The following is a 21,607-nucleotide window of genomic DNA, read 5'->3' on the forward strand; positions in this document are numbered from 1 at the left end:
CGTTGGGGCCGCGAACCTCGCCCGGAGCGAAGCGGAGGGCAGATCAGGCACAGCGTAATGTGCGTGGTCAAATGCGTACGCTGTTGATCGATAACTACGACTCGTTCACCTACAACCTGTATCAGCTGATCAGCGTGGTGAACGGGGTCGAACCCGTGGTCGTGCGCAATGACGAGGTGGGCTCGATCGAGGAGCTCGGGCTCGCGGAATTCGACAATATCGTCATCTCCCCGGGGCCCGGACGGCCCGATGTGCCGCGCGATTTCGGCCTCTCGGCGGCGTTGATCGCCCGGGCCGAGCTGCCGTTGCTGGGTGTGTGCCTGGGGCATCAGGGCATCGTGATCGCGGCGGGTGGCGAGGTGGTCGCGGCGCCGCAGGCCCGGCACGGGTTCCCGGATCCGATCATCCATGACGGGCGGGACCTGTTGGCCGATGTGCCGCAGGGCTTCTCGGCGGTGCGGTATCACTCGCTGTGCGCGGCGCGACCACTGCCCGAGTCGCTGGAGGTCACCGCGACCGCACCGGACGGTGTGATCATGGGCGTGCGGCATCGCAGCCGCCCGCAGTGGGGGGTGCAGTTCCACCCCGAGTCGATCTCCAGCGAGCACGGGGAACTCCTGCTGCGCAACTTCGCGACCTTGACCGCGAAATATCAACGGCGACAGGGTATTTCTCCCGCCGCCCGGCGCACGGCCGCGGTACGCGCGCCGATCGGCGACGGGGTCACGACTGTGCGCGCGGTGGCCGAGCGCGTCCGCTATCGGGTCGAGCAGACGGTCGTGGAGCGGGCGGTCGACGCCGAGGCCGTCTTCGACGCACTGTACGCCGGTTCCCCGCATGCCTTCTGGCTCGACAGCGAGCATGTGGAGCCGGGTCTGGACCGCTTCTCGTTCCTGGGCGATGCCTCCGGTCCGCTGGCGGAGGTGGTGCGCTATCGGGTCGGCAGCGGCCGGGTCGAGGTCGAGTCGGCGGCCGGGTCGCGCACGGTGCCGGGCGGGGTGCTGGACTACCTGTCGGCCGAGCTGCGCCGCCGCGAGATCGAATTCCCGGATGTGCCTTTCGATTTCGCCGGCGGCTATGTCGGCTATCTCGGCTACGAGATGAAGGCCGACTGCGGCGCCGCCGCCGGGCATCGTGCGGCCACGCCCGACGCCCAGTGGATCTTCGCCGACCGGCTGATCGTGGTGGATCACGAGGCGGGCCGCACCCACCTGCTGACGCTGGCCGAGCCGGAAGCCGCTGCCGCCGCGCAGGATTGGCTCGCCGTCACCCGGGCCGTGGTGGAAACCCTTCCGACCTGGGAGAACCCGCCGACGCTGGAATTGCGCGCCGACGAGGGCACGGTCGCGCCGTTCCTCACGCGCGGCCGGGACCGCTATCTGGCCGATGTCGCGGCCTGCCGGGAGCAGCTGCTGGCTGGCGAGTCGTACGAAATCTGCATCACCGACAGCGCCTCTCCCCCGGGCGACGCCGACGGCCTCACCGTGTATCGCACACTGCGCCGGTGCAATCCGGCCCCGTACGCGGCCTTCCTGCGCTTCGCCGACCTGGAGGTGGCGTCTTCCTCACCGGAGCGCTTTCTCAAGGTGGACCGCTCCCGCACGGTGGAGAGCAAGCCGATCAAGGGCACCGCGCCGCGCGGGGCGAACGCCGACGAGGACCTCGAGCTGAAGCTCGAGCTGGCCCGCAACCCCAAGACCCGCGCCGAGAACCTCATGATCGTCGATCTGCTCCGCAACGATCTCGGCCGCGTCTGCGAGATCGGCTCGGTGCACGTCCCGAAACTCATGGCAGTCGAGACCTATACGACCCTGCACCAGCTGGTTTCGACCGTGCGCGGCACTCTCCGCCCCGACCTGGACGTCATCGACTGTCTCCGTGCGTGTTTTCCCGGCGGCTCCATGACCGGCGCACCGAAGCTCCGCACCCTCGAGATCATCGACTCCCTCGAAACCGAAGCGCGCGGTATCTATTCCGGCACTATCGGCTTCCTCGGCCTCGGCGGCACCGCCGACCTGAACATCGTCATCCGTACCGCGGTCCGCCACGACAACCGCTGGCGCGTCGGCGCCGGAGGCGCGGTCGTCCTCGACTCCGATCCGGCCGACGAGTACCACGAAATGGTCTGGAAGGCGGCCGCCGCCCTCCGCGCCCTGCCGGGTCTGGGCGCCCCGCCCTGTGCCACTCTCCACGCCGGCCGTTGAGGCGGCCGGTCCGCTGTCGGTGACCGGTGTCGGTGGGAGTGTTGGCGTCATCTGGCAACGCGGAGATGCCCATGTCAATGCGGCACAACGCCCGCCGTGTCCGCCCGAGTTCGTCGCGAACCGCGCAGCGACACGCCGAGTCTCGTGAAGGGTGAGCCAGAGAGCTCGCAACCGGTGACCGGAGGGGCCCGCTATTTGCGGCGGGAGCGGCGGGACTTGTCCTCGGGCGGTTCGGGTTCCGGGTTCTCGCGGGCGCCGGCGATCCGGCCCAGCAGCGAGACGCCGGGGAGTTTGTCGAGCCGGGTGACGACCTCCTCGCCGAGGGCGGTCACCGATTCGAGGCGGGTGAGGACGCGGTCGTAGGCGACGAAGGCGGGTTCGGCGAGGGCGAGGGTGCGGTCGAGACGGTCGATGGTGGAGTTGAGGCGGTCGACGGCGATGGTGAGGCTCTGGATGAGGTCGGGCAGCTGCGCGGCGAGCTGGATGGAGGCGGGCGGTAGCCGGACGGCGGTGTCGAAGGCGGTCGTCGCGGTCACCTGGGCCGAGTCCAGGGCCTGGCCGGCGGCGGTCTGGGCGGCTTCGACGGCGGCCTGCGCGGCCGCCAGGATGTCCCCGGCGGTGGGGACGCGCGAGGTCGAGCGTGGGGCGGGATTCGGGCGGTCGCTCCCCTTCGGGTTGGTCATACCTCTACTGTGCCGCACGATTTTCAGATTGGCCGCGAGGGCGGGGCGCACACGCTTGGGTCGGAGGGTCGCGGTGCTGTCGGAGGGTCGTGGCATAGTTCGACCACGATGAAACTGACCATGGGTGGCCATACGACGGTTCCGACATCGCTTCTGACGGTTGTCCTTTCGTGGCGGTCGGAGCACGCGGTGCGGGCGCAGGCCGTGCTGGTGGCGGAACACGGGCGGGCCCGGTCGGACCGGGATTTCGTCTGGTTCGACGCCCCCCGGCACGTCTCGCAGGCAGTGACGCTGGATCGCGAGCCCGCGCCGGGGACGGCGCGGCTGTCGGTCTCGCTACCGCGCACCGGGCCCGAGGTGGCGGGGATCGTGGTCATCGCCTCGGTGACAGGCGGTTTCGCCGAGGTGGCTGGACTGCGGCTCACCGTGTTCGATCACGACAACCCGGTTGCCCGGTACGACGTGGAGACCGCGGAGCCCGCCCCGGCCCTGGTGCTGGGCGAGTTCGCACGCGCCGGGGGCGGGTGGGAGTTCCGGGCGTTGGCCGACGCCGGCGTCAGCCTGGCCGGGCTGGTGCGCGAGTTCGGGGTGCGGATCGACCCCGCGCGGGGTTTCGAGCCCGAGCCGCGCCGCACCCCGCCACCGCCGAATTCCGAACGGGCGGAATGGCATCCGGATCCCCGCGATCCGGGGCGGCTGCGCTGGTGGGACGGCACGACCTGGACGGCGTCGGCACGACCTGTCCCGGTGCGGGATTCCCGCCACTGCCCGCGCTGCGGCGCGCCCCGCCGCCGGCTGTTCGGCGCGGCGCTGTTCGGGTCCGCGGCGCTGTGCCGCGAATGTGCCACCGAGACAGCCGAATACCTGCGCGGCTGGCGGCCGCGCGCCGAGCGCGCCCTGCGCGGACTCGCCCCGCACGACGACTGGGAGACGCTCTGGGCCGCGCTGCGCTTCCAGCGGGTCGAGCGTGCCGCCGCCCTCGACCTGCTGCGCCCGCTCGCCCTCGAGCATCTGGAACGCCTGGTGGCCTTCACCTTCGCCGACGGTGTGGTGGACGAGTCGGACGTGGGCGACTTCGAGGACACGGCCGAGGAACTGTCGCTGTCGGGCCCGGTCATCGAGGACCTGCGCCGGCGCCTGCAGCGCGGTCGGCTGCTGACCCGCCTGCGGTCCGGTGAGCTGCCGCAGCAGCCCACCACGGGACTGCACCTGGACCCCGGCGAGCGGGTCCATCTGAACCTTCCCGCCGTGCACATCCGGCAGCTGGCCCGCGGCCCCAAGCGCACCGAGGGCCGCCTGATCGTCAGCAACCGCAAGCTACGGTTCACCGGGGCGGACACCGGCACCGAAATGCCCTGGGCCCGCGTGGTTTCGGTGACTGCCGCCGGTGGCCTGGTCGAGGTGTCGGCCACCTCCTCGCGGGGCGGCGCGATCCTCGAGGTCGCCGATCCCGACTTCGTGGCCGCGGCCATGGAGGGCGCGCTGCGTATCGCGAAACGCCTGGCCCTCACCCCGGGCCGCCGCGACACCCGTTCCATCCCAACGGATGTCAAGGCCGTGGTCTGGCAGCGCGACGGCGGCAAATGCGTCGAATGCGGTGACAGCCACTACCTGGAGTTCGACCACATCATCCCGATCAGCCGCGGCGGCGCGACCAGCCCGGCCAATCTGCAGATCCTCTGCCGCGCCTGCAACCGCACCAAGGGCGCGCACATCTGACCCGCATCGTCGGCCCGGTCGGCCGGGCCGCCAACCGCATCGACACGCGGCACAGGGGCGAATGTAGATAATCGAACGGCATGCGATGAATCATGTCGATCGGCACACGGTGTGGTTCCAGCGTCGGAGGAAAGCCGGTCGGGAAGGGGATCGACATGCAGGTGGCGGTTGTGGGCGGTACCGGGACGCTGGGTGTGCCGGTGGTGCGGGACCTCGTGGCGCGCGGGCACACGGTGCGGGTGCTGAGCCGGTCCGCGCCGGCCGATCCGGCGCCGGGGACCGAGCATCACGCCGTGGATCTGGCCACCGGCGCGGGGCTGGACGCGGCGCTGGAGGGGGTGCACACGGTGGTGGACACGGCGTCTCATCGCGGGCTGCGCAGCGCACCGGTGATGGTCGAGGGCGTGCGCACCCTGCTGGCCGCCGAGCAGCGTGCCCGGGTCGGCCACCATGTGGAGATCTCCATCGTCGGCTGTGAGCGGGTGCCGTTCAGCTACTACCGCACCAAGGTCGCACAGGAGCGGGTGGTCACTCAGGGTCCCGTTCCGTGGACCCTGTTGCGCGCCACCCAGTTCCACGAGCTCATCGACGAAATGCTGGGCGGGGCAGCGAAGTTCCATATCACGCCCCGCACCGGCATGCGGTTCCAGCCGGTCGACGTGGTCGCGGTGGCGGGCCGGCTGGCCGACGCCGCCGAGGCGGGCCCGTCCGGACGGGTGCGCGATGTGGGCGGCCCGGTCGTGCAGACCCTCGGCGAGCTGGGCGAACTCCGGGCGCGCGCCCTCGGGCAGAAGCTGCTGCCGCTGCCGGTACCGCCGCTGGGCCGGGTGGTGCGACGGGTGCGCGACGCCGCGCTGTGTCTGGGCGCCGAGGGCGAGACCGTGTCGTACGACTATGCCGAGTGGCTGCGCCGGCACTACGGAAGGCCGTGACCTGACCCCGCGCGTCAGCGCTTCACGCGGAGAACCGTGGGTTCGGCACAGAACTGCCCGGTGGCCTGGTCCAGGCTGAGGCCGATGCGGTTGAGACCGCCGCTGTCGATGACCGTGCACTCGCTGCCGCCGACGTGCCCGGTGCCGTCGTCGAGCAGCCGGACCTCGGCGGTGACCAGCGGTTGCAGCCTCTCGGCGTCGAAGGTCCAGAACTCGATGTTCCAGAGTTCGTAGCTGTCGCGCGCGGTGACGACGGTGTAGCCGGCCGCGGAGGTGTCGATGCCGATGCCCGCGAGTTCGCCCGCCCGCTTGAACTGCCCGTCGCCGCCCGCGTGGTAGATGACGTAGCGAGTGTTGGCGCTGGCCAGCATGATCGGGATGACCAGCTCGTCGCGGCCGTCGTTGTCGAGGTCGCGCAGTCGCGGTTCGGTGGTCCCGACGGCCTGTTCGGCGATGCTCTGTACCTGTGCGCCGACGGGGTCGAGCACGGTGATGTCGACCGATCCCTGCTGGCCGGTACCGCGGTGGCGTACCTCGAAGGTCAGTCCGGCCGCGTCGTGGGATTGCAGGTAGCAGTCGGGTGGCGTGGCGGTCGTGGCGATATCACCGCAGGGCGAGAGGTCGGAGACGGGGGTGACCGGGCCCGGTACGACATGGTCGCTGGTGTGCGGGGAGAGGTCGCCGGCCATGGGAGCGGTGGCGGAATGCTGGGTGCACGCGGTCAGCGTCAGCGCGGCGCCGGCCAGGACACCGGCCGCGAGATTCCTCCCCATGGCCTCGAGGATAGCGACGAGTCCCGGGCAAGCGGACCGAGCGGGCTGATCGGACAGATATATCCGACATCATGTGCACAACTGCGCACATATAGGCTTATAGTGGTTCCGTGCTCGACGTGCTCCGCAATCCACAGTTCCGCAAGCTGTTCACCGCCCAGGTGGTCGCCCTGATCGGCACCGGACTGCTCACCGTCGCCCTGGGCCTGCTCGCCTTCGAGGTGGCCGGGGGTCAGGCGGGCGCGGTGCTGGGTACCGCACTGGCCATCAAGATGGTGGCGTATGTGGCTGTCGCGCCGGTGATCTCGGCCTTCACCCAGCGGCTGCCCCGGCGGCTGGTGCTGGTGTCGGCGGACGCGGTGCGCGCGGCGATCGCGCTCATGCTGCCGTTCGTCACGCACACCTGGCAGATCTACGTGCTGATCGCACTGCTGCAGTCGGCCTCGGCCACCTTCACGCCGGCGTTTCAGTCACTGATCCCCTCGATCCTGGTCGACGAGGAGGAGTACACGCGCGGGCTGTCGCTGTCGCGGCTGGCCTACGACATGGAATCGCTGCTGAGCCCGGTGCTGGCGGCCGCGCTGCTGACCGTCATCAGCTATCACTCGCTGTTCGTGGGCACGGCCGCGGGTTTCGTGGCCTCGGCGCTGCTGGTGGTGACCACCCGGCTCCCCCGGCTCGCCACGCCCGAGCGGTCCGCGCCGCTGCTGCGGCGCATCACCGAGGGCGCCCGGATCATGATGAACCGCCCGGTGCTGCGCGGGCTGCTGGCCATGAACATGGTGGTGGCCGCCGCCACCGCGCTGGTGATCGTGAATACCGTTGTGTACGTGCGAGATCAGCTCGACGGCTCCAATACCGCGGTGGCGCTGGCCCTGGGCTGCTTCGGATTCGGTTCCATGGCCGTGGCGCTGTCGACCCCGCGACTGCTGGCGCGGATGCCCGATCGCCGGTTCATGCTGACCGGCTGCGTGCTGCTGCCGCTGGGCCTGGTCGCGGCGTCGCTGCCGACGCTGCTCCCCCGCGGGGCGGGCGCGGTCGTGCTGGCGGTGACCTGGGTGCTGCTGGGCGCGGGCACCTCGATGATCAACACCCCGTCGGCCCGCCTGCTGCGCGCACAGTCCGAAACCGACACTCGCACAGCCGTTTTCACCGCGCAGTTCTCTCTCTCGCACGCGTGCTTCCTGGTGACCTACCCACTGGCGGGCAAGCTGGGCGCGCTGGCGGGTCTGCCGACCACGGCAATCGTGCTGGCCGCCGTCGCTACACTGGCTGCTACGGCAGCGGCCCACGCCTGGCCCGCGCACGTGCCGGCAGCCCCCGAGGCGGTGACGGCAGGAAGGTGATCAGGTGAGCGATCTCGAACCGGCACCCGCCACACCCAGCCTCACCCACCCCGTCCAAGCGGATCAGGCCCATCTGGACGCGGCCACCGCCACCTTCCGGATGCTCTCGGATCCGACCCGCCTGCACATCCTCTGGCTCCTCGCCGCCGCCGAAGCCGATGTCTCGGCCCTCACCGAGGCGTGCGGCGCCTCCCGCACCGCGGTCAGCCAGCACCTGGCCAAACTCCGCTTCACCGGCCTGGTCGACACCCGCCGCGAGGGCCGCCGCATCGTGTACCGCATCCGCGACGGCCACCTGGCCCGCCTCGTCCGCGAAGGGCTCAACCACGCCGACCACATGGTCACCGGCGAACCGTCCCACGGATAACCATCTCCCGGACCCCCGCTCCTGGTCAGTGGGACCTGCTATCGCCGAGTGCCCGCATGCGCCGTGACGATATGCCTATTCGAAATATCGCAAGACGAATAGTGAGAGGTCGCGCATGCATCCCGAGCAGGGCAGCCCATTCGATGTGATCATCATCGGTGCCGGATTCGCCGGACTCTATGGCGTTCACCAGGCGGCGAAGGCCGGATTGAACGTGCTCGGCCTGGAGGCGGGCGAGGACGTCGGCGGCACCTGGTTCTGGAACCGCTATCCGGGTGCGCGCTGCGACGTGGAGAGTGTCGACTACTCCTACTCGTTCGACGAGGACCTGCAGCAGAGCTGGACCTGGACCGAGCGTTTCGCGTCCCAGCCGGAGATCCTCGCCTACATCAACCATGTGGCGGACCGCTTCGAGCTGAAGCAGCGCTACCGGTTCGGTCAGCGCGTGGTCGGCGCCCGCTTCGACGACGACGCGGCGATCTGGACGCTGCGGACCGAGGCCGGCGACGAGTTCCGCTCGCAGTTCGTGGTTTTCGCCACCGGCTGCCTGTCCGCGCCGATCAAGCCGAATATTCCCGGCATCGAGACCTTCGCGGGCGAGGAGCTTTTCACCGCGCAGTGGCCGGAACAGGGCGTGTCGTTCGAGGGCAAGCGGGTCGGCGTGATCGGCACCGGTTCCTCGGGCATCCAGGTCGCGCCGATCATCGCGCGAGAGGCCAAGGCGCTCACCGTGTTCCAGCGCTCCGCCAACTTCAGCGTCCCGGTTCCGAACCGCCCGTGGACCGACGAGGAGCAGGGCGAGATCCGCGCCACCTACCGGCAGCGGCGCGAGAACTCCTACTACGCACCGGCCGCCACCCCGCACCGCTCGCTGGAGGTCAAGGCCCTGGACCTGACCGCCGAGGAGCGCGAGCAGGCCATGCAGGACCGCTGGGACGGCGGCGGCGTGCTGTTCAACAAGGTCTTCCCGGACCAGAACAGCGATCTGGCCGCGAACGAGCTGGTCCGCGAGTTCGCCGTCGCCAAGATCCGCGCCAAGGTGGACGACCAGGCGGTGGCCGACGACCTCATCCCCTACGACCACCCCATCGGCACCAAGCGCATCTGCACCGACTCGGGCTACTACGAGATGTTCAACCGGCCGAACGTGTCGCTGGTGAACCTGCGGCGCGAGGGCATCGAGGAGGTCACCCCGACCGGTATCCGCACCGCGGACCAGTTCATCGAACTCGACACCCTGGTCTACGCAACAGGTTTCGACGCCATGACCGGCGCCCTGCTGCGCATCGACATGCACGGCGCGCACGACGCCCGCCTCGCGGACCTGTGGGCCGACGGCCCGGTCACCTACCTGGGCTTCGGTATTCCGGGCTTCCCGAACATGTTCAGCGTCAACAGTGTCGGCACCCCGTCGGTGATGGCGAACATGGTGCTGCATTCCGAGCAGCAACTGGACTGGGTGCTCGCGCTCGTGGAGCACTGCCGCGCCAACGGGATCCGCACGGCGGAGGCCCGCGCGGAGGCGGCGGTCAAGTGGACCGATCACCTGCTCGAGGTCGCCGAGGGCACGCTGTTCGTGAAGGCCAACTCCTGGTATATGGGCGCGAACATCGAGGGCAAGAAGCGTGTATTCATGCCCTACATCGGCGGTTTCGGCAACTACCGCCGCTACTGCGACGACGAGCGCGAGAACGGGTACCCGAACTTCGAGCTCACCGCCTGATCACCGGCACCACGACACCGGCTCGCTCCCGGTGGGGGCGAGCCGGTGTCGTCGTTTCGCTCAGGCGGGCAGCCCCAGGCCGGCCGCCAGGACCGGCCAGGATCGCTTCACCGCGTCCTGCCAGTACCCCCACGAGTGGGTGCCGGTGAGCGTGAAGTCGAAGGTGGCCGGGATGCCGAGGCCGCCGAGTTTCACCGCGAGATTGCGGCTGCAGAGGTCGGCGGCGGCCTCGAGTCCGCCGCCGAGGGTCAACTGGTTGATCCAGCCGTCGGTGCCGGGCAGGGTGAACGGGCCACCGGGAAGGTCCCACCGGCCAGGCAGTCCGGAACCGCTGGAAATGAACAGATTCAGGCCGCGCAACCGGTCGGCGTGCACGTAGGGATCGTTGGCGGCCCACTCGGGATCGCCTTCGGGGCCGTACATGTTCCTGGTGTCACCGCCGCCCTTCGCCACCACGGTATCGACGAAGTAGTGGCCGAGGGGGTCACTGATCTGGGCGCAGCCACTGTAGGCCGCCACCGCCCGATACAGCCCGGGCGCGGCGATGGGCAGCTGCAGCGCCGAGGTGCCCGCCATGGACAGACCGGCAATAGCGTTGCGGCCGTTGGTGTTCAGCGCCCGGTCGATGAGCGGCGGGAGCTCCCGGGTGAGGAAGGTCTTCCACTTGTTCACGCCCAGTACGGGATCCGGGTCACGCCAGTCGGCGTAGTAGGTGAAACCACCGCCGATCGGTTCCACCACGGTGACATTCTTGCCGGCCAGGAAGTCGAGTACATCGGTCTTGGTCTGCCAGGTCACCTCGTCGACGCCGCCACCCGCGCCATTGAGCAGATACAGGACCGGGGCGGGCTGTGAGGTGTCGGCGGCGCGCTGCACATCGAGATCGATGATCTTGTCCATGGCGGCCGAATAGACCCGCATCCGCTGGATTCGCGCGTCGGTGGCCCCGAGGGAAGTGATGTGGGAGCCGTCGGTGGCGTTCGGCGAGGTGCCCGGGTCGGCGGAGGCGATGCCGGCGGCCAGCGGCAGGAGAACGGTTGCGGCCAAAGCCAAGACCGAGCTGCCGAAGAATTTTCTCGAACGCACGCTGTCTCCTCCGGCGGGTACCCGGGTGTTTCGAGTCAGCACTTCAGCGTGCCGAGCGGCGTCGGTCATGCTGGCCCGGAACTGAACTTCTTCTGAGGGTACGGTTCCGGATCGCGGGTCAGGGTGCGATTCCCGGCCTCGTGACCGCACGGGAACACAAGACGAAACCGGCTCGCTTCCCCTGAAGGCGTGCCGGTTTCGTCCTTTTGCCGGTCAGGCCGGTAAGCCCAGACCGGCAGCCAGGACCGGCCACGACTTCTTCAGCGCGTCCTGCCAGTACCCCCACGAGTGGGTGCCGGTGGGCGTGAAGTCGTAGGTGGCCGGGATGCCGAGGCCGTCGAGCTTGGTCTTCAGGTTGTGGGTGCAGTAGTCGGCGGCGGCTTCGAGGCTGCCGCCGAGCGCCACCTGGTTCGCCCAGCCTCCCGCGCCGGGAAGTGTGTGCGGACCGCCGAGGGTGTCCCATTCACCCGGCATCCCGGAACCGCTGGAAATGAACAGATTCAGGCCGCGGAGCTGGTCGGCGTGCACGTAGGGATCGTTGGCCGCCCACATGGGATCGCCCTGCGGGCCGTACATGTTCTTGCTGTCACCGCCGCCCACGGCGACCACGGTATTGGCGAAGTTGTAGCCGAGTGGATCACTGATCTGGGCGCAGCCACTGTAGGCGGCGACCGACTGGTAGAGGCCGGGCGCGGCGATCGGCAGTTGCAGTACCGAGGTGCCCGACATGGACAGACCGGCAATCGCGTTGCGGCCGTTGGTGTTCAACGCCCGGTCGATGAGCGGTGGCAGTTCCTCGGTGAGGAAGGTCTTCCACTTGTTCACGCCCAGTACGGGATCCGGGTCACGCCAGTCGGTGTAGTAGCTGAATCCGCCACCGATCGGCTGCACCACGGTGACGTTCTTGTCGGACAGGAAGTTCAGGACGTCGGTCTGCTTCTGCCAGGTCGCGGAATCGGTCCCGCCACCCGCGCCGTTGAGCAGGTACAGCACCGGCGTCGGCGCCGAGGTGTCCGCGGCGCGCTGCACGTCGACCTCGATGTTCTTGTCCATGGCCGTTGAATAGACCTGCAGTGTCACAGTGCGGGCGTCGGTGGCCCTGCTCGAGGCGATACGCGAGCCGTCGGCGGAGGTGCCGGATGCGTCCAGCGAAGGGCCCGGATCGGCGGAGGCGGCCCCCGCAGCCACCGGTAGCAGAACGGTTGCAGTCAAGGCCAACACCGCACTGCCCCAGGTCTTCGTTGAACGCACGATTTCTCCTTCGGCAGTTTTCGCTCGCGTTACGAGCCTTTTGTGCATGTTTTGCGAATCAGCTCCTCACCTTGCCCACGGGCTCTTAGCAATTGCTGGCCCGAAGCTGAGCTGCGCCTGAGAGTCCCGTCAGCGGGCTGTCGGCCCCGGTCAGCGCACTGTCGGTGAGCTGTCAGCGCGGGTCGGCAGTGTCATGGACACAATCGATTACCCGTGAGGTAATCGACTCGCGGTCCGGCGTCGGGCACAGTCGATCTCATGACCGACACCGAGATCACCACCGATCCGATGGGCACACAGCTGTTCGCCACCATGCCGTTCGCCGAGGGCCTCGGCGTCCAGGTCCTGGAGTGCGGCCCGGAACTGGTGCGCAGCCGCCTGGAATGGCGTGAGAACCTCTGCACCCTGGGCGGTGCCATGCACGGCGGCGCGCTCATGTCGCTGGCCGATGGCACAGCGGCGGTGTGCGCCTTCCTGAATCTGCCGGCGGGCAAGCAGGGGACGACCACGGTGGAGTCGAAGACGAACTTCCTGCGGGCGGTGCGGTCGGGTCACGCCACCGCCACCGCGCGGCCGCTGCACGCCGGGCGCAGTTTCATCGTGGTGGAAACCGAGATCCGCGACGACGCGGGCAAACTCGTCGCCAAGACGACCCAGACCCAGGCGGTCCTGTAGCCGCGGTCCTACCCGGCGAGAATCGGCACCAGGTACGAGCGCGCGAATTGCGCCAGCTCATCCGGGGTTTCGAGCGTGACCGTGCCGCCCTCGACCAGAATCATCGAATGCACGACGCGGCAGCAGATCTCGGTGCGCGCCGCCAGGTCGGGCGGGGCCTCGAACAGCCCCTTCGCGGCAGCCTGCGCCAGGATCTGAATGGTGGCCGCGACGGACATGGCGAAGCTGGTCGCGCCTTCGACGGTGAGATTCACCAGAATTCGGTCCGGCTCGACCGCGAGCAGCCGTTCGATCAGCGGATGGGCCCGCCAGCGGGTGATGACGGTGACGAAGACGTCGGCGACCAGCGCGGGCAGGTCGTCGTGCCGGTCCGGCATGGTCGACAGTTCCGCCAGCAGGTTGCCGACCTCACGACTGACGACGGCCCGCACCAGGTCGTCGCGGGAGCCGAGCCGGCGGTAGACGGTCACCCGGTCGACCCCGGCCTGTTTGGCGACATCCTCGATCGTCGTCTTCTTGACCCCGACCTTCTCGAACTGCACGAGTGCGGCGTCGAGGATGCGCGTTTCGATGTCATCGGCGGCATCCGTGCGGGTAGGCGGGGTTTTCGACGCGGTCGTCACCGCATCCACGCTAGCAGCATCCCCACTCACTGCAACAATCCAGGACAATTTGTAGCTGCAACATTGCAATAGCATTTGTTGCGCTGTACGGTTCAGGCATGGCTGACAAAGCTGGCGCGACGAAGCGCCACTACCGCGACGAGGCGCACGCCATCTCCGCCCGCGACGTGCGATTCGATTTCGATTCCGTTCCACTGCACTACATTCCGGGCGAAGTGCTGGTGACCCACGTTGTCGATGTCATGCACCTGGTGCTCCCCGAGGGCGAACGGGCCATGGCGCAGACACTCGCGGAGGCCCTCCCCCATATCCGCGACGAGCGGCTGCGGGAGGAGGTGACCGGGTTCATCGGGCAGGAGTCCATGCACGCCAGCAGTCATGAGGCGGCGCGCCGGCACCTGCAGTCCCTCGGGCTGGACGTCGATTCCTACGTCAACGCCATCGCCTGGCTGGTCGACCGGATCCTCGGCGATCACGGACTCACCGGCCGGGCCCGCGAAGAGTGGCTCAAGGAGCGGCTCGGCCTGTTCGCCGGAATGGAGCACTACACGGCCGTCATCGGCGAATGGATGCTCAACGCGGACGTGCTGGAGGCCGAGGGCATGCATCCCGCCATGCTCGATCTGGTGCGCTGGCACGGCGCCGAGGAGGTCGAGCACCGCAATGTGGTCTACGACGCCTACATGTATCTCGACGGCGGCTATCTGCGGAAGGCGCGTACCGCGCTGCTGGCCAGCGCTACGCTGCTGCCGCTGTTCATCGTGTCGGCCGGGTACCTGTACCGGAAGGATCCGTCGCCGCAGAAGGGGCGGTTCTGGGGGCGGCAGTTGCTGAGCGCGACGCGGCGCGGCATGATTCCGAGCTGGACGGTGTTCTTCACCGAGATCCCGCGCTATCTGCGGCCGGGCTTCCATCCGTCGCAGCTGGGCCCGATGGATGCGGCGCTGCGCTATCTGGCGCACTCCCCTGCGGCGCGGGCGGCGGCCGAATGAGCACGGAGGCCGTGCCCACGACCCTGCGCGTGCTGGGCGGGGCCATGGACGCCTACAAGCGGGTGTTCGTGAGCGGGCCCGCCGCCGCGCTGCTGTCGCCGTCGAATCCGGTGCGCCACAGCGGGTTCGAGCTGACGACCGTGGTGGAGAAGCTGGAGTGGCCCGCGCCCGATGTGCTCGCGGTGACGCTGCGGGCCGCGGACGGCCAGGAGCTGCCGAGCTGGCGGCCCGGGGCGCATGTGGATGTGTTCCTGCCCTCCGGGCAGCAACGGCAGTACTCGCTGTGCGGGGATCCGCGGGATCGGAGGCGGTACCGGATCGCGGTGCGGTTGATTCCGGACGGCGAGGGCGGCTCGCGGGAGCTGCACGAGTCGCTGTGGGTCGGGGACCGCCTGCGAATTCGCGGGCCGCGCAATGCGTTCACGCTGGTGGACGCCCCGTCGTATCTGTTCCTCGCGGGCGGGATCGGGATCACCCCGATCCTGCCGATGGTGCGGGCGGCGGGGGCGCGCGGGCGACTCGTGTACGCGGGGCGGTCGCGGGAGACGATGCCGTTCCTGGACGAGCTGCCCGACGCGGACATCCGCCCCGATGACGAGGCCGGCCCGCCGGACGTGGCCGCCATCATCGCGAGCGCGGAACCCGGTGCGGCCGTGTACGTGTGCGGTCCGCCCGCCATGCTGGCGGCGGCGCAGCGCTGCCGATTCGAGCTGGATCCGACGGGATCGCTGCACACGGAACGGTTCTCGGCAGTGCCGGTGGTGGACGGGCGGCCCTTCGACCTCACCCTGGCGCGCAGCGGCCGCACGGTCCGGGTCGGCGCGGACGAGACGGCGCTGGCCGCGGTCCAGCGGGTGCTGCCCGATGTGAACTACTCCTGCCGCCAAGGCTTCTGCGGCACCTGCAAGGTCGGGGTCCGCGCGGGCGAGGTGGACCACCGCGACCGGCTGCTCACCGCGGCCGAGCGGGACGACCGGATGCTGCTCTGCGTGTCCCGCGCCTGCGGTGACGCGCTCGTGCTCGATCTCTGAACCGGGGAACACTCATGTCGATTGATACGGAAACAGCTGTGGCCGAAGCCGATTCGAATCCGGCCGAACACGTCGGGATCGCCGTCGTCGGTGCGGGATTCGGCGGGATCGGGCTGGCGATCAAGCTGCGCGAGGCCGGGTTCGAGGATCTGGTTGTGCTGGAACGAGCCGAGGATCTGGGCGGGACCTGGCGAGCCAACACCTATCCCGGCTGCGCCTGCGACGTGCCCTCACAGCTCTACAGCTATTCGTTCGCGCCGAATCCGGACTGGTCGCGGACCTACGGGCGGCAGGAGGAGATCCTCGCGTATCTGCGCCGCGTCGCCGAGGACCACGATGTGGTGCGGCATATCCGGCTCGGCACGGAACTGCTGGACGCGCGCTGGGACGAGGAGCACTCGGTGTGGCGGGTCGAGACCAGCCGCGGTGCGCTCACCGCCGATGTCCTGATCTCCGCGGCGGGCATCTTCGCCGAGGCCAAATATCCCGAGCTGCCGGGACTGGATCGGTTCGCGGGCAAGGCCTTCCACTCGCTGCACTGGGATCACGGGCACGATCTGACCGGCGAGCGGGTGGCCGTGATCGGGACGGGCGCGTCGGCGGTACAGTTCGTGCCGGAGATCCAGCCGGTGGTGGATCGGCTGCTGGTGTTCCAGCGGTCCGCGCCGTGGATCGTGCCGCGGATGGATCGGCCCACGCTGGGGCTGGAACGGACGCTGCTGCGGCGGATTCCACTCGCCCAGAAAGCGATCCGCGGCGGCTGGTACGCGGCCATCGAGGGCTTCGGCCTGATCTCCCTGGTGGACAAGCGGTTCCGGCATCCGTACGAGGCGCTGGGCCGGTTGCAGCTGCTGCGGCAGGTGCGTGATCCGGCGCTGCGCAAGACCCTGACCCCGGACTACGTGATCGGGTGCAAGCGGGCCATCTTCTCCGATGCCTATCTGCCCGCTCTGGATCAGCCGAATGTCGAGGTCGTCACCGAGGGCATCGCGGAGGTGCGCCCGCACTCGATCGTGCTGCGCGACGGCACCGAGCACCCGGTCGACACCATCATCTTCGGCACCGGCTTCACCTCGATCCCGTCCGCGTATCACCGCTATATCGGGCGGCACGGCGAGTCCATCGCCGACCTGTATCACCGTGCGCCGCAGAGCTATCTGGGCGCGGCCGTCGCCGGATTCCCCAACTTCTTCTGCACGCTCGGCCCGTTCGGCGCGGCCGGGAACCAATCGGCCGTCTACATGATCGAATCCCAGATCGCCTACATCGTGGACGCACTGAAGACCATGCGCGACAGGGGAATCGACCGTGTCGAGCTGCGTCCCGAGGTCCAGGACGACTTCCTCGACGAGATGGATCGCCGCAGCACCGACACGGTGTGGCTGACCGGCGGCTGCCAGAGCTACTACACCACCGCCGACGGCCGCAATGCCGGCCTGTACCCCAACTGGAGCTTCGAATACCGCGGCCGCACCCGGCGATTCGACGCCGACTCCTACGAAATGAGCCGCTGATGTCCACTCCGCGTCTGATCTCCACACCGCGCTGTCTTCCCAGCCCCGGTCCTTTCCGGCCCGAGGGGCGGGTCGCCCTGATCACCGGGGCCGGTCAGGGTATCGGGCGGGAACTCGCGTGGCTGCTGCACCGCCGGGGCGCCTCGGTCGCCCTTGTCGACGTCGACGCCCGGGCCGCCACCACACTGGCCTCCGCCCTGGGCGATCGGGCGCTGCCGGTGATCGCCGATGTCTCCGACCGAGACGCCATGGCCGAGGCGATTCCCCAGGTCGTGGCCTACTTCGGGCATCTGGACATCGTGGTGGCGAACGCGGGCGTGGTGCCGCCGCCGGCGACGCTGCGGACCATGGATCCCGCCGATTTCGATCGGGTCATCGGCATCAACCTGACCGGGGTGTTCAATACCGTGCACCCCGCGCTGGACCACATCATCTCCGCGCAGGGGCATGTCGAGGTCGTGTCCTCGTGTGCCGCTTTCGCTCCGGGGATGGGCGGTGCGCCGTACATGATCAGCAAGGCGGCCGTCGAGCAGCTGGGCCGGGCGCTGCGGGTCGAGCTCGCAACGCACGGGGCGTCCGCGGGCATCGCCTATTTCGGGATCGTGGACACCGAGATGACCCACGCGACCCTCGACCGGGACGAGCTCGGCCGCCGCATCGAGGCGCTGCTGCCGTGGCCGCTGAATACCCGCATCACCGCTGAGCAGGCCGCGCGCACCATCGCCGAAGCCATCGAACACCGGGCGCCGCAGGCGATCTCGCCGCTCACCTGGATGCCGTACTCGCTGCTGCGCGGCGTGATCAACACCGTGCTCGATTCCCGGCTGGCCCGCGATCCGCGGGTGCACGCACTGCTGCGGGAGGTCGAGCGCCGCGGTCTCGAAAAACCGTCCTCACCTGTGAAAATACCCTCCTGAACGACAGCTTCCGCTGAGGTCGATTCCACCGCAGGTCCGGGCAGTACAGGTCGAGCCAGACGCCGAGATCGATGGCGCGGTCGAGACCGACCCGGACGTGCGGGTCCATCCGGACCGGATCCTCTTCCACGGCCCGCGGCAGTCACTCACGGTCGAGGAGGTGGAACAGCGCCGAATCATGTTCGGCCAAGCGCTCTTTCACATGCTGCTGCAGATTGGCGGCGTATCCGGGGTCCTGCGTGGACGGGTACGGCTCTTCACACGGTCCACGACCAACAAAGCTGAAGTAATCGAGATTCATTGCTATGCAGTAGCTTTGATCATTGTCCAGCTCCGGAATCCCGAACCAGGAGCCGGTACACACCAACCTCAGCAGGCGCCCGACCCCTCGATTGAGTAGGCACGGTGGGTTGTTCGGCGGACGCCCGGAACCAGCTGCCGTCCATTCGCTTCCCGGCAACACCCGCAGCTGGGTGTCCCGCCCGAGCAGGAAAACGTCCCGCTCGCACACCGCGCGTCTCGCGACCGTCGCCGCCGTCGCCTTGGCTTTCGGCGCGCTCACCACCACATCCTGGTCGCCGCGACCCCCGCGCACGCCTATGCCTACGACTGCCCCGGCGGCATGTTCTGCGGGTGGGACGGTCGCGGCGGCACCGGCAGACCGGTCGTGCAGACCGACAACGGCTGTTTCATCCACGACATCGGCAATGCCGGCGAAGGCGATCTGCTGACCTCCTATTGGAACCGCGCCGGCAAGCAGGTCACCCTCCTCAACTGGATGGGCGACCACTGGGAGACCCTGGCGGTCATTCAGGACAGCGAGCGCGGCACGCTCCCGCCCCACGCCGACGACAAGACCGACGCGGTCCGCCGCTGCGACTGACCGATCGACCGCCCGGCCGGCAGCACCGCCCGCCGGTCAGGCGGGCGCAGGCCGCAGGGAGGGGGCGCGACCTGCGCGAATCGGGCCGCGGCGCCGGGCCGCGTACCCGCTTCTCCGGAACCTTCGGCTATATTCGGCCTCGCAGCTGGTTCGCCGGAAGTGGAGTCGAGGAGCCCCTGATCCCACCGATGGCGTCGAAGCCCGGCGGCGCGTTCACGTGCCACACGGGTGAGAGGGAACCCGGTGGGAATCCGGGACTGTCCCGCAGCGGTGAGTGGGAACGACAGCCGTCATTCGCACTGGGCGCTCGAAGTGTGATGCCTGGGAAGCGACGGCCAGTAGGACCAGTCCCGGGCCCCGAGCCTTGGGGCCGACCCTTTTTTCGGGTCGATAGCCCACGAGTCCGAAGACCTGCCCGTTGTGCCGGATACGCCGTATCCGGCGGTCGTCGCCTCGTGGATTGGGCGGTACGCCGAGCGGGACCCGGACACGGGATCGATGCTTCGTGGGCTCCCGTCAGCGTGCGCTCGGTATGGGCGGCGGCCATCGGCTGCTGACCATGGAGTTCATCGATGTTGAACCCGGACAACACTTTCACCGCCACGGTGCTCGGCTTGCCGCGCATCGGGCCCAACCGCGAGCTCAAGCGCGCGATCGAGTCGTATTGGGCGGGGCGGATCGACGCCGCCGGCCTGCACGACGTCGCCGCGGGGCTGCGTGCCGCACAGCTGCTGCGGGTGCGCGACGCCGGCCTGGATTCGATTCCGGTGGGGACGTTCTCGTATTACGACCAGGTGCTCGACACCGCGGTCCTGCTGGGCGCACTGCCCGAGCGGGTGCAGGGCATCGAGGACGAGCTGGACCGCTATTTCGCGGCCGCCCGCGGCAATGCCGAGGTCGCGCCGCTGGAGATGACCAAGTGGTTCGATACGAACTATCACTACCTGGTGCCGGAGCTCTCGGCGGCCACCCGGTTCTCGCTGCATCCGGACAAGCCGCTGGCCGAGCTGAAAGAGGCCCTGGCGCTGGGTGTTCCGGCCCGTCCGGTGGTGATCGGTCCGATCACCTTCCTGAAGCTGGCCAAATCGCTCGACGGCAGCGACCTGCTCGAACGTCTGCCCGATCTGCTGCCACTCTACGAGCAGCTGCTGGGCCTGCTGGCCGAGGCCGGCGCGCGGTGGGTACAGGTGGACGAGCCGTCGCTGGTCACCGACCTGACCGACACCGAACTGGCCGTGGTGCACACCGCGTACAAGCGGCTCGCCGAGCTGTCCGCGCGGCCATCGATCCTGGTCGCGTCCTACTTCGGCCGCCTCGGCGACGCCCTGCCGGTGCTGGCCCGGACCGGCATCGAGGGCATCGCGGTGGACCTGGCGGCCGGCGGTGACGCCGATGTCTCCGCCGCGGGCGCGCTGCGCGAAACCTTGGTCGTGGCAGGCATCGTGAACGGCTACAACGTCTGGCGCATCGACCCCGATACCGCGCTCCCACGCCTGCGTGGGCTGCGCGCGGCCGGGGCCACGGTGGCGGTGTCGAGCTCCTGCTCGCTGCTGCACTCGCCGTACAGCCTCGAGCCGGAAACCCGGCTGGAGCCCCGCCTGCGCAGCTGGCTGGCCTTCGGCGCGGAGAAGATCGCCGAGATCCGGCTGCTCGCGACCGCCCTGCACGAGGGACAGGACGCGGTCGCCGAGCAGCTGGAGATCGCGCGAACGGCCGTGCGGGACAGGCGATCCGACGCCCGGCTGCACAATGCGACGGTGCGGGCCCGCGTGGCCGGCGCGGCCGGCGCCACGCGCCGCGCCCCCGCCGACGAGCGGCGGGCACTCCAGCGGCAGCGACTGGACCTGCCGCTGCTGCCGACCACCACGATCGGCTCGTTCCCGCAGACCACGCAGATCCGGGCGGCGCGTGCCGAGCTGTCCCGCGGCACGATCGACCAGGCGGAGTACGACGCTCGGATGCGGTCCGAGATCGCCGAAGTCGTTGCGCTGCAGGAAGAGATCGGCCTGGACGTGCTGGTGCACGGCGAGCCGGAACGCAACGACATGGTGCAGTACTTCGCCGAACAGCTCGACGGGTTCGCCGCCACCACGAACGGCTGGGTGCAGTCCTACGGCACCCGCTGCGTCCGGCCCCCGATCCTGTTCGGCGATGTGGTGCGCCCGGCGGCCATGACGGTCCGCTGGAGCGCCTACGCGCAGTCCCTGACCACGAAGCCGGTCAAGGGCATGCTCACGGGACCGGTCACCATCCTGGCGTGGTCGTACATCCGCGACGATCAGCCGCTCGCGGACACCGCACTTCAGATCGCGCTGGCCATCCGCGACGAGACCGTGGATCTCGAAGCGGCGGGCATCGCCATCATCCAGGTCGACGAGCCCGCCCTGCGGGAACTCCTGCCCCTGCGCCGCGCCGATCAGGCTGCCTACCTGGAGTGGGCAGTGGACGCGTTCCGCCTGTCGACCTCCGGAGTCGCCGACACCACCCAGATCCACACCCACCTCTGCTACTCGGAGTTCGGCGAGATCATCGGCGCCATCGCGGGTTTGGACGCCGACGTCACCTCGATCGAGGCCGCCCGCTCACACATGGAGGTCCTCGACGACCTCAATGCCGCGGGCTTCGACCTGGGCGTGGGACCGGGCGTCTACGACATCCACTCGCCCCGCGTCCCGGCCACCGAAGAAATCCAGACATCGCTGGGCCTGGCATTGAAAGCCGTTCCCGCCGAACGCCTCTGGGTCAACCCGGACTGCGGCCTGAAAACGCGCCGCACAGCTGAGGTGACCGCCTCGCTGCGCAACCTGGTCGCAGCGGCGCGGGCATTGCGCTGATCGCGCGCGCCGGGGCGCTCCGGGCCACGGGAGCGTCCCGGCGTGATGTCCTCA

General features: G+C 69.2%; 19 protein-coding genes and 1 riboswitch. Of the genes, 13 read left to right on the forward strand and 6 right to left on the reverse strand.

All coding sequences use genetic code 11. From position 1 onward, the window contains the following. Window positions 1–71 precede the first annotated feature (71 nt). The gene (gene pabB / locus ON33_RS32570; RefSeq protein ID WP_051153254.1) at window positions 72–2,204 is read left to right on the forward strand and encodes an aminodeoxychorismate synthase component I; all 2,133 of its coding nucleotides are present in this window, start codon (window positions 72–74) and stop codon (window positions 2,202–2,204) included. Between the two features lie 191 nt (window positions 2,205–2,395). Here the strand turns inward: pabB and ON33_RS32575 are convergent, their stop codons facing one another. Continuing rightward, window positions 2,396–2,887 carry a hypothetical protein gene (locus ON33_RS32575; RefSeq protein WP_051153255.1) on the reverse strand — a complete coding sequence of 164 codons (492 nt, stop codon included), beginning with the start codon at window positions 2,885–2,887 and terminating at the stop codon, window positions 2,396–2,398. A 120-nt stretch (window positions 2,888–3,007) separates the two neighbouring features. On the opposite strand from ON33_RS32575, the gene ON33_RS32580 reads away from it, so the two are divergent. Together ON33_RS32580 and ON33_RS32585 are read left to right on the forward strand one after the other, a co-directional pair. Then, window positions 3,008–4,606, forward strand: coding sequence for a TerD family protein (locus tag ON33_RS32580; RefSeq protein WP_281033260.1), 1,599 nt, complete (start codon window positions 3,008–3,010; stop codon window positions 4,604–4,606). 155 nt (window positions 4,607–4,761) lie between these two features. Next, on the forward strand, window positions 4,762–5,538 hold the full coding sequence (locus ON33_RS32585; protein ID WP_157184843.1) for an SDR family oxidoreductase: 777 nt from the start codon (window positions 4,762–4,764) through the stop codon (window positions 5,536–5,538). Between the two features lie 14 nt (window positions 5,539–5,552). On the opposite strand, the gene ON33_RS32590 is transcribed toward ON33_RS32585, so the two are convergent. Then, window positions 5,553–6,311 (reverse strand): hypothetical protein, encoded by a 759-nt coding sequence (locus ON33_RS32590; RefSeq protein ID WP_040862992.1) that lies wholly within the window; start codon window positions 6,309–6,311, stop codon window positions 5,553–5,555. Between the two features lie 110 nt (window positions 6,312–6,421). Between ON33_RS32590 and ON33_RS32595 the strand changes: the two genes are divergently transcribed. From ON33_RS32595 to ON33_RS32605, 3 genes are all read left to right on the forward strand, one after another. Next, window positions 6,422–7,657: an MFS transporter gene (locus ON33_RS32595; RefSeq protein WP_040862993.1), complete on the forward strand. Its 1,236-nt coding sequence runs from the start codon at window positions 6,422–6,424 to the stop codon at window positions 7,655–7,657. Between the two features lie 4 nt (window positions 7,658–7,661). Then, window positions 7,662–8,024, forward strand: a complete 363-nt coding sequence (locus ON33_RS32600) for an ArsR/SmtB family transcription factor (RefSeq protein ID WP_040862994.1) — start codon at window positions 7,662–7,664, stop codon at window positions 8,022–8,024. A gap of 115 nt (window positions 8,025–8,139) precedes the next feature. After that, on the forward strand, window positions 8,140–9,747 hold the full coding sequence (locus ON33_RS32605) for a flavin-containing monooxygenase (RefSeq protein WP_040862995.1): 1,608 nt from the start codon (window positions 8,140–8,142) through the stop codon (window positions 9,745–9,747). Between the two features lie 60 nt (window positions 9,748–9,807). On the opposite strand, the gene ON33_RS32610 is transcribed toward ON33_RS32605, so the two are convergent. Together ON33_RS32610 and ON33_RS32615 are read right to left on the reverse strand one after the other, a co-directional pair. Beyond that, complete coding sequence (locus tag ON33_RS32610) at window positions 9,808–10,833, reverse strand: alpha/beta hydrolase (RefSeq protein WP_245550974.1); 1,026 nt, start codon at window positions 10,831–10,833, stop codon at window positions 9,808–9,810. 213 nt (window positions 10,834–11,046) lie between these two features. Then, window positions 11,047–12,084 (reverse strand): alpha/beta hydrolase, encoded by a 1,038-nt coding sequence (locus ON33_RS32615; RefSeq protein WP_245550976.1) that lies wholly within the window; start codon window positions 12,082–12,084, stop codon window positions 11,047–11,049. Window positions 12,085–12,342: 258 nt separating this feature from the next. Between ON33_RS32615 and ON33_RS32620 the strand changes: the two genes are divergently transcribed. Further along, window positions 12,343–12,759 (forward strand): PaaI family thioesterase, encoded by a 417-nt coding sequence (locus ON33_RS32620; protein WP_040862997.1) that lies wholly within the window; start codon window positions 12,343–12,345, stop codon window positions 12,757–12,759. Window positions 12,760–12,767: 8 nt separating this feature from the next. Here the strand turns inward: ON33_RS32620 and ON33_RS32625 are convergent, their stop codons facing one another. Further along, the gene (locus tag ON33_RS32625; protein ID WP_040863069.1) at window positions 12,768–13,382 is read right to left on the reverse strand and encodes a TetR/AcrR family transcriptional regulator; all 615 of its coding nucleotides are present in this window, start codon (window positions 13,380–13,382) and stop codon (window positions 12,768–12,770) included. 98 nt (window positions 13,383–13,480) lie between these two features. On the opposite strand from ON33_RS32625, the gene ON33_RS32630 reads away from it, so the two are divergent. The 4 genes from ON33_RS32630 to ON33_RS32645 are packed head-to-tail and all read left to right on the forward strand — an operon-like array spanning window position 13,481 to window position 17,836. Further along, a complete protein-coding gene (locus ON33_RS32630) occupies window positions 13,481–14,374 on the forward strand; it encodes a metal-dependent hydrolase (RefSeq protein ID WP_040862998.1) in 894 nt (297 codons plus the stop codon). Further along, window positions 14,371–15,405 (forward strand): PDR/VanB family oxidoreductase, encoded by a 1,035-nt coding sequence (locus ON33_RS32635; protein ID WP_040862999.1) that lies wholly within the window; start codon window positions 14,371–14,373, stop codon window positions 15,403–15,405. The genes ON33_RS32630 and ON33_RS32635 overlap by 4 nt, the downstream gene beginning before the upstream one ends. Before the next feature lie 14 nt (window positions 15,406–15,419). Then, on the forward strand, window positions 15,420–16,919 hold the full coding sequence (locus ON33_RS32640; RefSeq protein WP_083869466.1) for a flavin-containing monooxygenase: 1,500 nt from the start codon (window positions 15,420–15,422) through the stop codon (window positions 16,917–16,919). Next, window positions 16,919–17,836, forward strand: coding sequence for an SDR family oxidoreductase (locus ON33_RS32645; protein WP_083869467.1), 918 nt, complete (start codon window positions 16,919–16,921; stop codon window positions 17,834–17,836). The genes ON33_RS32640 and ON33_RS32645 overlap by 1 nt, the downstream gene beginning before the upstream one ends. A gap of 142 nt (window positions 17,837–17,978) precedes the next feature. On the opposite strand, the gene ON33_RS41895 is transcribed toward ON33_RS32645, so the two are convergent. Further along, window positions 17,979–18,398 (reverse strand): hypothetical protein, encoded by a 420-nt coding sequence (locus ON33_RS41895; RefSeq protein ID WP_157184844.1) that lies wholly within the window; start codon window positions 18,396–18,398, stop codon window positions 17,979–17,981. 9 nt (window positions 18,399–18,407) lie between these two features. On the opposite strand from ON33_RS41895, the gene ON33_RS32655 reads away from it, so the two are divergent. Next, a complete protein-coding gene (locus ON33_RS32655; RefSeq protein ID WP_281033261.1) occupies window positions 18,408–18,719 on the forward strand; it encodes a peptidase inhibitor family I36 protein in 312 nt (103 codons plus the stop codon). 209 nt (window positions 18,720–18,928) lie between these two features. After that, window positions 18,929–19,152: riboswitch (cobalamin riboswitch) on the forward strand. Between the two features lie 139 nt (window positions 19,153–19,291). Continuing rightward, window positions 19,292–21,553, forward strand: a complete 2,262-nt coding sequence (gene metE / locus ON33_RS32660; protein ID WP_040863002.1) for a 5-methyltetrahydropteroyltriglutamate--homocysteine S-methyltransferase — start codon at window positions 19,292–19,294, stop codon at window positions 21,551–21,553. The last annotated feature ends 54 nt before the right edge of the window (window positions 21,554–21,607 follow it).

Source organism: Nocardia niigatensis NBRC 100131, assembly GCF_000308655.1.
Taxonomy (GTDB): domain Bacteria; phylum Actinomycetota; class Actinomycetes; order Mycobacteriales; family Mycobacteriaceae; genus Nocardia; species Nocardia niigatensis.

Coding starts and splice junctions, on each gene's coding strand:
- ON33_RS32605 (WP_040862995.1), top strand. CDS start 8,140: ATGCATCCCGAGCAGGGCAGCCCATTCGATGTGATCATCATCGGTGCC.
- ON33_RS32590 (WP_040862992.1), bottom strand. CDS start 6,311: ATGGGGAGGAATCTCGCGGCCGGTGTCCTGGCCGGCGCCGCGCTGACG.
- ON33_RS32580 (WP_281033260.1), top strand. CDS start 3,008: ATGGGTGGCCATACGACGGTTCCGACATCGCTTCTGACGGTTGTCCTT.
- ON33_RS32585 (WP_157184843.1), top strand. CDS start 4,762: ATGCAGGTGGCGGTTGTGGGCGGTACCGGGACGCTGGGTGTGCCGGTG.
- ON33_RS32620 (WP_040862997.1), top strand. CDS start 12,343: ATGACCGACACCGAGATCACCACCGATCCGATGGGCACACAGCTGTTC.
- ON33_RS32645 (WP_083869467.1), top strand. CDS start 16,919: ATGTCCACTCCGCGTCTGATCTCCACACCGCGCTGTCTTCCCAGCCCC.
- ON33_RS32640 (WP_083869466.1), top strand. CDS start 15,420: ATGTCGATTGATACGGAAACAGCTGTGGCCGAAGCCGATTCGAATCCG.
- ON33_RS32635 (WP_040862999.1), top strand. CDS start 14,371: ATGAGCACGGAGGCCGTGCCCACGACCCTGCGCGTGCTGGGCGGGGCC.
- pabB (WP_051153254.1), top strand. CDS start 72: ATGCGTACGCTGTTGATCGATAACTACGACTCGTTCACCTACAACCTG.
- ON33_RS32630 (WP_040862998.1), top strand. CDS start 13,481: ATGGCTGACAAAGCTGGCGCGACGAAGCGCCACTACCGCGACGAGGCG.
- ON33_RS32575 (WP_051153255.1), bottom strand. CDS start 2,887: ATGACCAACCCGAAGGGGAGCGACCGCCCGAATCCCGCCCCACGCTCG.
- metE (WP_040863002.1), top strand. CDS start 19,292: ATGTTGAACCCGGACAACACTTTCACCGCCACGGTGCTCGGCTTGCCG.